12 protein-coding genes are annotated in these 12,021 nt (G+C 44.9%); 7 read left to right on the top strand and 5 right to left on the bottom strand.

Features of this window, described 5'->3' with window-relative positions; all coding sequences use genetic code 11:
* The first annotated feature begins 37 nt into the window (after positions 1 to 37).
* The gene (locus P4S58_RS21455; protein ID WP_102953346.1) at positions 38 to 676 is read left to right on the top strand and encodes a lipase family alpha/beta hydrolase; all 639 of its coding nucleotides are present in this window, start codon (positions 38 to 40) and stop codon (positions 674 to 676) included.
* 53 nt (positions 677 to 729) lie between these two features.
* Here P4S58_RS21455 and P4S58_RS21450 read toward each other — a convergent pair whose 3' ends face one another.
* Positions 730 to 2,355: a methyl-accepting chemotaxis protein gene (locus P4S58_RS21450; protein ID WP_337165651.1), complete on the bottom strand. Its 1,626-nt coding sequence runs from the start codon at positions 2,353 to 2,355 to the stop codon at positions 730 to 732.
* A gap of 163 nt (positions 2,356 to 2,518) precedes the next feature.
* Positions 2,519 to 3,322, bottom strand: a complete 804-nt coding sequence (locus tag P4S58_RS21445) for a DODA-type extradiol aromatic ring-opening family dioxygenase (protein ID WP_269349340.1) — start codon at positions 3,320 to 3,322, stop codon at positions 2,519 to 2,521.
* Between the two features lie 189 nt (positions 3,323 to 3,511).
* On the opposite strand from P4S58_RS21445, the gene P4S58_RS21440 reads away from it, so the two are divergent.
* Entirely contained in the window at positions 3,512 to 4,411 is a 900-nt protein-coding gene (locus P4S58_RS21440; protein WP_102965649.1) for a LysR family transcriptional regulator, read from the top strand.
* Positions 4,412 to 4,440: 29 nt separating this feature from the next.
* On the opposite strand, the gene P4S58_RS21435 is transcribed toward P4S58_RS21440, so the two are convergent.
* Positions 4,441 to 4,722: a DUF134 domain-containing protein gene (locus P4S58_RS21435; protein ID WP_042479696.1), complete on the bottom strand. Its 282-nt coding sequence runs from the start codon at positions 4,720 to 4,722 to the stop codon at positions 4,441 to 4,443.
* 55 nt (positions 4,723 to 4,777) lie between these two features.
* On the bottom strand, positions 4,778 to 5,689 hold the full coding sequence (locus tag P4S58_RS21430; protein ID WP_102965648.1) for a LysR substrate-binding domain-containing protein: 912 nt from the start codon (positions 5,687 to 5,689) through the stop codon (positions 4,778 to 4,780).
* Between the two features lie 183 nt (positions 5,690 to 5,872).
* On the opposite strand from P4S58_RS21430, the gene hisC reads away from it, so the two are divergent.
* Together hisC and P4S58_RS21420 are read left to right on the top strand one after the other, a co-directional pair.
* A complete protein-coding gene (gene hisC / locus P4S58_RS21425; protein WP_269349335.1) occupies positions 5,873 to 6,946 on the top strand; it encodes a histidinol-phosphate transaminase in 1,074 nt (357 codons plus the stop codon).
* A gap of 24 nt (positions 6,947 to 6,970) precedes the next feature.
* A complete protein-coding gene (locus P4S58_RS21420) occupies positions 6,971 to 7,744 on the top strand; it encodes an ABC transporter substrate-binding protein (RefSeq protein WP_269349333.1) in 774 nt (257 codons plus the stop codon).
* Positions 7,745 to 7,836: 92 nt separating this feature from the next.
* On the opposite strand, the gene P4S58_RS21415 is transcribed toward P4S58_RS21420, so the two are convergent.
* Positions 7,837 to 9,045, bottom strand: a complete 1,209-nt coding sequence (locus P4S58_RS21415) for a cation:proton antiporter (RefSeq protein WP_337165646.1) — start codon at positions 9,043 to 9,045, stop codon at positions 7,837 to 7,839.
* A 238-nt stretch (positions 9,046 to 9,283) separates the two neighbouring features.
* Here P4S58_RS21415 and slyA point away from each other — a divergent pair, with 238 nt between their 5' ends.
* From slyA to P4S58_RS21400, 3 genes are read left to right on the top strand one after another with little or no spacing between them, the layout of a single operon-like run.
* Positions 9,284 to 9,757: a transcriptional regulator SlyA gene (gene slyA / locus P4S58_RS21410; protein WP_042479689.1), complete on the top strand. Its 474-nt coding sequence runs from the start codon at positions 9,284 to 9,286 to the stop codon at positions 9,755 to 9,757.
* A 17-nt stretch (positions 9,758 to 9,774) separates the two neighbouring features.
* Positions 9,775 to 10,833, top strand: coding sequence for an HlyD family secretion protein (locus P4S58_RS21405; protein ID WP_337165643.1), 1,059 nt, complete (start codon positions 9,775 to 9,777; stop codon positions 10,831 to 10,833).
* A 12-nt stretch (positions 10,834 to 10,845) separates the two neighbouring features.
* Complete coding sequence (locus P4S58_RS21400; RefSeq protein WP_112404142.1) at positions 10,846 to 11,889, top strand: DUF2955 domain-containing protein; 1,044 nt, start codon at positions 10,846 to 10,848, stop codon at positions 11,887 to 11,889.
* The last annotated feature ends 132 nt before the right edge of the window (positions 11,890 to 12,021 follow it).

Here is a 12,021-nt window from a genome sequence, read left to right as displayed (position 1 = left end):
TTATTACCTGTTCACCTAAAGAACCCAGAGATACCGTATGAAAGTGATCATTCTTCACGGGCTGTACATGCACGGAATTGCGATGTTGCCGCTCAGCCAACGTCTTGAAAAACTGGGCTACGATACCGAAGTGGTGAGTTACAACTCGGTTGCCATTGATGAACGCAAGGTGTTTCCAGCGATTGATAAAGCGCTCGATCACAAACAAGTCAATGTTCTGGTTGGACACAGTTTGGGTGGCGTGGTGATTAAACGCTATCTCGCTTCACGTAAACCGGATGTAGATACCATTTCGCATGTTGTTGCGTTGGGTTCGCCGATTAACGGCGCTTCGATTGTTGGTAAAATTCAGCAAATGGGCTTGGGGGTGTTGCTGGGGAATTCCGCGAAATTCGGCCTGCAAAAGCACGAAGATAAGTGGGAATTTCCACAAAAACTGGGCAGCTTAGCGGGTACTGTTCCGCTGGGAGTACGCTCTATTTTGATGGGAAAAGACACACATTCGGATGGCACAGTTACGGTAGATGAAACCAAAATTGCCGGAATGACGGCGCACCATCTGATGCGGAATACTCATACCAGTATGATTTATAGCTCGAAAGTTGCAGAACAAATTGATCACTTCATTCGTCACGATACGTTCGCACGAAAAAAAGCCCGAATAAAAGCGGAATGATTAGGCAAGTTTACTTTTATTCGGGAAAAGTGCAGGTTTGGAACGAAACTGATTTAGACGCTAAAAGCTCCTATGTACTGTTTTAAATGTTCTGTTTGAGCTTGTACCGCGTGGTAAGTCTTAGTGGTGTCGCTTGCAATATTCTCTATATCTAACGAAGACTGACTGATCGCCTGAACACTGTTGTTCACATTCACCGATAGCAACTTCTGATCTTGTGAAAGCCTTGCGATCTGGCTGTCCATATTAGCTATCTCCTCTGCAGCACTGACGATGGCATGGTAGGACTCACCCGCTTCCGTCACTTGCTGTAAACTCACGCCGATTTGTTCTTGGCATTGACTCATTAACTGTTGTGCACTGGTGGCTTGAGACTGCAAATTGCCAATAATGCCGCCAATTTCATCAATAGAACTTTGCGTTTGCTGTGCGAGTTCTCGAACCTGATCAGCCACCACCGCAAAACCTCGACCACTCTCACCCGCTCGAGCCGCTTCAATCGCTGCGTTCAAAGCAAGTAGGTTGGTTTGCTTGGTGATATTGCTAATCACATCGGAAATCACACTGATATCAAAGCTGCCACGATAAAGCCCTTCAATGACTTCACCGGTTTGACCAATCAAGAGCGACATATTCTCAGTGCGCGAGATGGAATTCACGATGCTCTTTTCACCAATTTGCGCCTGCTGTTTCGCCATTCCACTCTTTTCTGATGCTTGCTGTGTGACTTGATCGATAAATTGTGTGTTCTCAGTGAGCTCTTGAGATGCAGCGACGATCTGATCAATCTCGATTTTCTGAGCATCGACACTTTGCTGAGTATGAGCCACTTTCGCCGCTAACTCTTCAGACACTAGATCCAGCGAGTGAACACTTTCTTTCACGGCAATGATGAGATTAAGCAGGTTCTGTTGCATGCTATTAAATGCAGTTGCAGCTTGGCCAAACTCATCATTATGAAATTCGTTCTTTGCCAACGACGCATGCAGTTGGCCTTGACCCACAACAGACATGTGCGCTTTTAGACGATTGAGTGGGTTCAAAACTCGTTTCGCTGTGTAGTAGCTAAATGCCACCAGTAAGATAACCACAACACTCGCTGCTATCACCGACCACTGAAGTGCATGTTCGATGTCTGCTTGTTTGTTCTGCTTAATCAAGTTCGCTTCTTGTTCCAAATCGTTTTGTAGCTGAGTTAAGCGATCTACGATGGCATTAAACGGAGCAAGCATTGGACCCAACATTTCTTGTCTTGCTTTATCTATATGGCCTTGGTCTATCAAGCGAATGTAATTCTGTTGCATTGCTCTGTATTCATCAATGCGGCGCTCGAAATCGTACACTGCGGCCTGAATATCGCTGGTATCAGCGAGAGCTTTCATGCGTTTAAAGGAATCATTGACCTTGTTGTCATTGAGCGAGATGGTTTGAACAATCTCCCTATGCTGCTGTTCATCGGATGTCAAACCGTAATCTAATGCGAAACGACGATATGTCACGGTGTAATAACGAAGATCAGAAACTGTCGTCATCAAACTGACATTCCGGTCAACGACGTTACCAAATTGAGACTGCACGCGAGTCAGAGTAAGTAACAGATATAGGGACAACGCGACAATAGCAGCAACCGCTATGAACGCATTTCCCCGAACTAAGTTTGTAATTGAAAAAGAACGCATAATCATGCCCTAACGACCTAACAACGGACAAAATTTAACAGATACAAAAACTAATGGATGCTCGATTAATCCTATTAGTTCGATAGAAAAAAACTATAAAAAAGCCCAAGAGATCGCTCTCCCAGGCTTTACAATTAAGTGATGGTTTAATGAAGGAAGTGTTTTAAGCTGCGATACCAAAACCGTAAGCATCAAGAGCCAGAATTTCCAGATCGATAGCGCGGTGAAGAACCTGACCAATTTCATCATCATAACTAGTGCCCAAAATACAAGGCAGAGGCAGATAATGATCCGGCGTCGGGTGATTAAACCTTGCGTGTGGTGCTTGGTTTAAGTAATCCAACAAGGCACTAATATTGCCTGACGCCAGTTGATCACTCACCCATCCCGTGAACTGATTCACTTTCTCTACTCTATGTGGGTCTTGAACTGGTGCAAAAATTTCGCGCAAGTTATGGCTGATACCGCCTGAACCGACAAACAACACACCTTCTTCACGAAGTGGACGCAACCAACGACCAATTTCATAGTGAGAAACCGCATCCATATAGCTATTGATCGACACCTGAATGATTGGCACATTTTTCTGTGGATACATATAAAGCATTGGTATCCAAGCACCGTGATCCAACCCTTGGTTCGAATCCAGTTGAGCACTTATACCAGCATCTTGCAGTAATTTCGCTGCTTTTTGCGCCAGTTCAGGCGCACCTTTCGCTGAGTAGTCGATTCCATAAAGCGGTTTAGGGAATCCATAGAAGTCATGGATTGTTCCTAAGTTATGTCCGCTGGTAATTGTCACTGGACCACGGCGATCGTAATGTGCTGAAAATATCACTATCGCTTTAGGCTCTGGAAATTTATCGCTGAGCTGTTTAAAAAATTCTGTGGTTTGCGAATGTTCTAGCGCCATCATTGGAGAACCATGTGATAAGAACAATGCAGGCATACGTTGAGTTGATTTCATTTTATTTCTCCTGATTCGGCGGCTTTCGTTTTAAGTCTTAATACGAAGTCTGTCTTAACACTATGTTTAGCTTGAATCTAAGCTCGCCTTGACTATGTCGACTAATATACCTATCAACTCAGACGTGATAAAATAGCGCCGTGTTGCTTAATTATAAACGTGGCATTTCTAATACAGGCAGAAGTTAATATGGACAAGATTGTTGCTATGAGAGCTTTCACGACCGTGGTGTCTGAAGGAAGCTTCGTTAAAGCCGCAGACAAGCTGGAACTGTCGCCACAATTGATCAGTAAATATGTCGCGCAACTGGAAGACGATTTAAAGATACGGCTGCTCAACCGAACCACGCGCCGCGTGAATCTAACCGAAGCCGGTCAGGCCTATTTCGATCGCTGCCATCAAGTATTGATGGATATTGATGATATGGAAAATGCGATTTCTAATTTGCATACCCAAGTCTCCGGCACACTACGAATCAGCGCGCCGATGTCGTTTGGGGTTTACCATTTGTCCGGCCCTATAGAACAGTTCCAGACTCAGTTCCCAGAGATCAAAGTTGAACTGTTTTTAACGGACAGGAAAGTCGACATTCTTGAAGAAGGGGTAGATATCGCCCTGCGTATCGGTCATCTCAAAGACTCAGCGCTTGTGGCGAAAAAAATCACGCCGATAAACCTCTTTGTTTGCGCCGCACCGAGCTATTGGGATAAACATGGCAGACCAACTAGCTTTGATGAATTATGTCAGCTCAACTACCTGCGTTTTTCGTACTCTGATCCGCGAAGTCTTTTTACTCACTGGCCGAAACACCTATCGGTGCATGATTTCCGCAGCGATTTCGCCAGCAATAACGGTGATGTCATTGTCAAAACAGCGGTATTGGGGCGTGGTTATGCCATTCAGCCTACTTTTCTAACCGGCTCTGCTATAGCTAACGGAGAGCTGGAAATTCTGGATAGTTTCCCTATCGAACCTCTCGGGCTCTATGCGCTGTACAGTCACAGAGAATTCCTTGCTTCCAAAGTTCGACACTTCATCGACTTTCTATCTGGCTTCTACGGTGACAAGCCCTATTGGGATAACTACTAGCGAGAGCAACACTCTAAACAGAGCCCAAATTACTCAGCTGGGCTCATCATCAACGCTTTACCGTTGAGCAAGCTATCCGCCACTTTTTTACGGGCAGATTTCACCAAGTTTGCCAACGTTTGTCGCGAGACTCCCATCTCAACGGCTGCCTGTTGCTGTTGCATTCCTTGATAGTCCACCAGCCGAATCGCTTCAAATTCATCAGCTTCAAGAAAAACCTTTTCTAAACTTCCCATTGGTACGCCATTAGGTTTAAAACAGCTTTGAGCTGGAGAACCACAAATCTGACGAGGAATTTTCGGACGCGCCATAACGACTCCTTCTTTGTTTCTATTCTGAATCTGTCGATATTGGATGCAGAACAAATTAGTTTGCAGCCATCGCCTGCTTTTCGATTACTACTGATTGTTGAAAGCCAGAAACAAGCCAATCTTGAAGCGTATCTAGCATAGGATTATCACTCTGTTTTGGGTACAAAAAGTAATAGCTGTGACCAGAAAGTACTGTTTGTTCAAATGGCTTAATTAATCGATGCATAGCAAGATCTTGCTCGGCAAGCGTAATATCTCCGACAGCAATACCAAACCCTTGCTGAGCCGCATTCATGGTTTGGTCAAGGGTTGAAAAGTGCTGATTGCTTTTGCTAAACAGCTCTCTTCTATCCATATGGTTTAGCCATAACTTCCAGTCACTTTGTTCTGTATTCGCATGTAACCACGTCAGTCGCGGTAAATCATCAAACGACAACAGTTGCCCTAAATCATCCAGCAGTTCTGGGCGACAGATAGGCGTTAAGCACTCTTCAAACAATTGATGGCTAACCACGGAAGGAAGCTTGGGCGCTTTGCTGTACATAATCACTGCATCAAACAGATTAAAGTTCGGTTCAAGGTGATGCTTAATGGTTGAAGTCAGCTCCACATCAATATCAGGGTGTGCGTCCTGAAAAGCCATTAATCTCGGCAACAACCAAGATGTCACGCAGCTAGGCGCGTTGAGTTTTATAGTCGAAGGTGTCGACGACACCTCTTCAATCGCCGAGCGTAGACGGTTGAGTACATCTTCCGCATGCGAAACAAACTTCAACCCTTGTTGCGTGAGCGACAATCCCCTTGCATGACGGAAAAACAATTTCACACCCAACAATTCTTCCAATGAAAGAATTTGCCGACTGATCGCGCCCTGAGTCAGGTTCAAAGCATGCGCAGCCTTAGTAAAGTTCAAGTGTTCTGCTGTGGCGAGAAATGCCTGCAATGTTTTTGTCGATGGAAGATGCATCCCACACCTCAAGCTATGATTTTTTATCATGGCTAGTATGTGTTTATTTCGATTCTTTTTACAAATCCTTTTTGATTGAATAATCAAAACAAAAAGCGAATTGCAAATAAAAACAAATTAAATGCAATTTAACGAATAAAAAATCACTCAGTGCGACTAACTAGCACTAGCGAGAGGTCAACCATGTCTTCACTAGCCGCCTCATTGGTACCAGAGGTCATAAAAAAATTAATACCTTATCAGTCAGCAAGACGTATCGGTGGTTCAGGTCGAGTATGGTTAAACGCCAACGAACTTGAGTTCCCAATCCATTTCGATAATCAGGAGCAAAGCTACAACCGCTACCCTGATTTTCTGCCCCATGATGTCGCATCGGCTTATCAAAAATACGCAGGGGTTGACGCTCCAGTGCTTGCGGTACGTGGTGCAGATGAAGCTATTGACCTATTGATTCGTACCTTCTGCCAACCGGGCAAAGATAAGATCGTGGTTTGTCCGCCAACTTACGCTATGTATGAGTTCTGTGCCGATGCACTTGCGATGGAAACCATCAAAGTACCACTCGTTGGTGATGCTTTCGAATTGGACTGCCAAGGTGTTATTCAGGCAGCAAAAGAGGCAAATTTGGTGTTTCTATGTTCACCGAATAACCCTACAGGCAATCTTATCTCTCAAGCAGAGATCGTCAAAGTGCTTGAAGGAACACAAGACGACGCCATCGTAGTGGTTGATGAAGCCTATATCGAATTTGAAATGGAACACAATGCCGCTAGTTTAATTGCTCAATATCCGAACTTAGTGGTCATTCGCACTTTATCGAAAGCCTTTGGCTTAGCGGCAGTACGTTGCGGTTTTATTATCGCCGATAAGAGTGTGATGGATTTCATCTCTAAGCTTATCCCTCCTTATCCAATGCCGGATTCAAGTGCAACGGTGGTATTAGCGGCGCTGTCTGAAACGGGTCTAAAACAGGTAGAAGAGAACACTCAAACTCTCATTCGTACCCGTGAATGGTTCATCAGTGAGTTAGACAACTTGCCATGCATTGCTCACGTCTACCCGTCATCAACCAATTTCGTGTTAGTACGTACACATTCAGGTGAAGACTTGTTTGCGTATCTTCTAAAGCAAGGTATTGTGACTCGCAATCAAAGTCACGACCCTGCACTTAGAAACTGCGTACGAATCACTATCGGTAGCCAATCGAGCATGGAAGAAGTGATTAGTGTGCTCCGCAGTTACCCAACGCAATCGTAGATAATTGATAAAAGGAATTAACCAATGAAAAAATTAGCTTTAGGTTTAGCTTGTTGTGCAGCACTGTTCGGTTCAGCAGCTTTTGCAAAAGAAGTACGTCTTGCTTCTGACTTCACTTACCCACCGTTCAACTACAAGAATGCAGACGGCACGCCTGTTGGCTTCGATATTGAAATTGCAGACGCATTATGTGCTCAAGCAAAACTAGAGTGTACTTGGGTTTCACAAAGCTGGGATGCACTAATCCCTAGCCTGCTTGCTCGTAAATCAGACGTGATCATGGCGTCAATGCGTATCACAGACGACCGTAAGAAAAAGGTTCTGTTCACCAACAAGTACTACCAAACACCCGCTCGTTTCGTGGCAGCGAAAAATGCTGACTTCACCATTGATCAAGCTGGTATGAAAGACAAAGTGATTGGTGTTCAGCAAGGTACGATTCATGACCGCTACGTAACAGACAAGTTTGGCGCAGTTGCTGAGATTAAACGCTATACAGGTCAGGACGAAGTATACATCGACATGCAAAACGGTCGCTTGGATGCAACATTCGGCAACGCAGACCAACTGTCTCTCGCTTTCTTAGATAAAGCAGAAGGCAAGAGCTTTGAATTCAAAGGCCAAGCGGTAACGGATAAAGCCTACATCGGTGAAGGAACTGCACTTGCGCTACGTAAACAGGACCAAGATCTGGCAGAGAAGTTTAACCAAGCTATCGTCGAAATTCGCCAAAACGGTACTTACGATAAGATCGCAGCGAAATACTTCAGCTTCGATATCTATGGTGAAAACCTATAAATCAATCTCATCATCTTTAGACACGATTTATTGAGATGAAAGCCGGCAATCAAGCCGGCTTTGTTTTGCATGCAACTTTGTTTGACATGCGACTATGGCTTTTGAATGTGTTTGCTATACAAATTCGCCAACGGCTGAGCAGAAAAACCGTGGGCAAAAATGCTCATCAATACCGTTAAAGTCACAACGGCGAACAACTGCTCATAACCTTGAATAGAACCGAATTCATGAGCGACCAACAGCGCATACAATATAGAAGCAATACCTCTTGGACCAAACCAAGCAATAAAGCTCATGGTTGAAAAATCAAGTTTACTTCCGAGCAAACAAAGAATCACAGGCAGCATTCGCAATACAGTCAAACTTAGTAAAGCGTAAACAATCACGGGTGCTGAAATGTAGTCCCAAGTGACAGGCACAAAGGCAAAGCCAAACACAAAGAAGCTGATCAACACCAAAAGCTCACCTTCACTCTCGGCAAAATCTTCAATGTGCTCACGAACACCTTGATTGGTATTTCCAGCATATAAGCCAGCAAAAAACGCAGCGATAAAGCCATTGCCAGAAACCACCTCGGCACTGTAATAAGAGAGAATGGCTAAAGCGATCGGTACCAAGTTGCGATAGGTTTCCACCATCCACCCTTTCTGCAAACACTTCATCTGCGCTTTTGCACCTAAGTAGCCAATCGCTGCGCCAGCCAGACCACCAAACACAATCTGCTCAGCGACGTAAATCATCCAGTTACCTTGAGGTTCATGGTGAATGCCAGCGCTTATCGCTGCGCCTACCGTAATCAAGACAGGGAAAATAATGCCGTCATTTAAACCACTTTCAACATTGATAGTAGAGCGCACGGTTTTGGGAACGATAGGATCGGAAACAACCGCTTTTCCCAATGCGGCATCGGTAGGCGTAAGAATCAAAGCCAGCAACAGTAAATCCAAAAATGGCATTTGCGGGAAAAGGATTTTTCCTGCGATGGTTCCTGCAACTACCGTGATGGGCAGACCGATAAAAAGCAGTCTCGCAGGGATTTTCCATGATTGCTTTAAAAGGCCGAGATCCAATAATGCCGCATCACTAAACAGCACCAAGACTAAAGCGATTTCGACCAGTACCGTGACCATATTGGCATCGATATTGAGCTGCGCAAAGTTCAGTCCGAGCGGAGAAAACAATAGACCGAGCCCGGTAAATACCATTGGTCCGGAAATATCATAGCGAGCCAGAAAATTAGAAATGTAACCGTAGCTGAGAATCACTAGAGCGATTACAAGGATAATGATGTGTTCTTCCACAAGCCTGCGCCTTTTGGGAGTTGAATCCGCTTGGATTAGTGCTGATTGAATTCAAGAATACCGTAACCCTTTAACAATAGACGATAATTTCATTTCTCCCTGACCAATTTCTATCGATTTTTCTCACCAATCTTGTTCACGACCCTAATAAAAGTTTATGTGATTTAACTCACAACTATTTACTTAGCGTGCTAACTAAATTATATTGCTTAGCACGCTAAGTAAATAAGAGTTAATCATGGTACACGACATTGCAAGCCTCAAAGAATTGTCTCTCGCTGAACAGTTAGCTCGCGTTTCACGCCTGTGGAAAATGGTGGCTGATCGCGAATTAGCGCCACTTGGTCTTACGCACCCGCGTTGGACGGCGCTATGGAAACTGAGACGTCTGGGCGACAACGTAAGTCAGAAATGTCTTGCTGAAGCGCTTGAAATTGAATTGCCATCGTTAATGCGCACCTTAAATCAACTAGAAGAGCAATCTCTCATCACTCGCTACAGCTGTAAAAGTGATAAACGCGCTCGAATCGTACGACTGACCGAAGATGGAATATCACTGCTCAAACAGATGGAAGAAAAAATCGTCGAAGTTCGTAGCCAACTGCTGAACAACATCAGTGATGAAGAGATAAAAATGCTTTCATCGATACTCGACAGAGTCTCACATAGCGCGCTTGACGCACTTAGTAAAAAGTCAGAAACCTTAGAATAAAAGAGAAGTTTTACATCATGACACCAGATCAAAAATTCGCTCGCTGGATAAAATATTCCTGCTTCGGGTTTGTCTTTGTATTCGCCTATTTCCTTATTGCGGATTTAGCGATGCCTTTGACACCTCAAGCCATGGCGACCCGCGTCGTCACAAAAATTGCCCCTCAAGTCAGCGGTAAAATTGCCAATGTTTATGTGGAAAACAACCAAGCTGTAAATAAAGGCGATGTTTTGTTTGATATCGATCCAACCTCTTACCAATTAGCGGTTGAGCAGGCAGAACTGAACCTAAAACAAGTCATGCAAAATAACGAACAACTCGATGCTTCCATCGCCGCTGCACAAGCAGACGTGAAAGCCAGCGTTATCGTTGCTGAGCAAAAGCGCCGTGAAGCAAACCGCCTTAATACTCTTTTCCTTCGCAACGGTACTTCACAACAGTTAAAAGATGATGCGCAAAGTGCCGCGATAGCCGCTCAAGCTAACGTTGCAGCCGCGCAAGCTCGACTAAAACAGTTGCAAGTTAATCGCGGAGAAACCGGTAATAACAATGTCAGTGTTCGCGTTGCACAAAACCAGCTGGATAAAGCAAAACTGAACCTTTCTTATACTCGCGTTGTGGCAGAGCACGATGGTGTTGTTACCAACTTGCAATTAGAAAATGGCACTTACGCAAACGCAGGCAGCCCCCTTGTAGCGTTGGTTGCAGATGAAGTGGATGTGATTGCCGATTTTCGTGAGAAAAGCTTACGTCATTTTTCGTCTAACAGCCGAGCTTTAGTTGCCTTTGACAGCAAGCCGGGACAAGTATTCGAAGCTCAGCTCAGTACGCTGGATGCCGGTGTGAGTGCGGGACAATTCGCTGCTGATGGTAGTCTGGCAACACCGACCACATCGAACCGATGGGTTCGTGATGCACAGCGCATGCGTGTTCACCTAGCGATTGATAGCCAGTTGGTTGATCATCTGCCGTCCGGCGCTCGTGCAACGGTTCAGCTCATTCCTGAAAACTCACTATTCTCGTGGCTGGCTAAAGCGCAAATTCGCTTCCTTAGTGCTCTTCACTACATCTATTAATTAGGGGGTAGCATGAGATTATGGGATCACCCATTGTCTGCGAATGATCTCAGACAGTGTCTGCGTATTGCCACTGGTGCAACCCTTGGCTTCACCATCAGTAAACTGTTCGGTTGGGACAATGGAGTGTTCTTCACGGTTACGCCAATGCTTTTGCTTGGTATGGTGCCAGTAATGAATGCTCACGCAGCCCGCCAGTTGATTGCAGCCGCCGTTGTATGTGGATTAGAAATCGGCATCCTTGGAGGGTTGTTTGGTGGTCATCCGGGCATGATGACATTGATTGTATTTGGCTTATTTCTGATGAAATTTGCCTGTATGTCAAAAGGCAGCTTGTTTTTGTTTGGCGCAAATAGCGTCATCAGTTTGAGTATCATGCTGCACTTTGCCAGTTACCCAACAACAGACATCAACAACCTCGTATTTACGAACTTACTGGCGAGTGTTATTTCCGTGGCTATCGCCTACTTAATGACATTCTTTATTCCAGATGTTGAGCCGAGAGAGCCACCACCAAGACCATTGGAAGCCAAGAAAAGTCACCGTATGCGCCATGAAGCCATCATGGGCGCAAGCATAGCAACGCTGTCATTTATTGTGTTTCAGGTATTTAACCTAAGTGACTCCTTATCTGCTCAAGCCACGACGGTACTGCTGCTTTTCCCTATGAACTGGAATGGCGCAATGGGCTACGCCCGTAAACGTGCGATGGGAACATTAATGGGTGTGACATTTGGTTTGCTTGGGCAAATTCTATTGTATGACTGGTCAGATTTACTACTGTTTGTAGTGCCGATTCTCTGGATCGGAGCAATGATCTTCAGCTATATGCACGTCAAAGAGTCCAGCGGTTCGGGAGCCGGATTTGGCGGCTTAACAACACTTGGAATCTTGTTCGGCCAATATCTGACTCCGGGTGGTGACTTGGTTTACAGCGCTCTCTACCGTGTTAGCAGCATTCTGTTTGCGATTGTCGTGACACTGCTGGTGACCTACTTTGTTCATCGCCTGCTCAACCGTTTTGAGTCGACCCGATTCAGCCATGAGATGGCGTAGTTCCATTCACAGCAACTGTTCAATCTTTCACAATAGCGCTGCTAATATAGGCATCCGTCTGTTGGCGCTATTTTTTAGGCTGATGCTGACTGAACATATTCATTAATAGATACGAATTGTATCTGAGAGCGG

Origin of the sequence: Vibrio sp. Hal054, assembly GCF_037162405.1 — a bacterium.
Lineage (GTDB): Bacteria > Pseudomonadota > Gammaproteobacteria > Enterobacterales > Vibrionaceae > Vibrio > Vibrio diazotrophicus.
The sequence above is the reverse complement of the archived record's forward strand: the minus strand, read 5'-3'. Positions and strand labels throughout refer to the sequence as shown.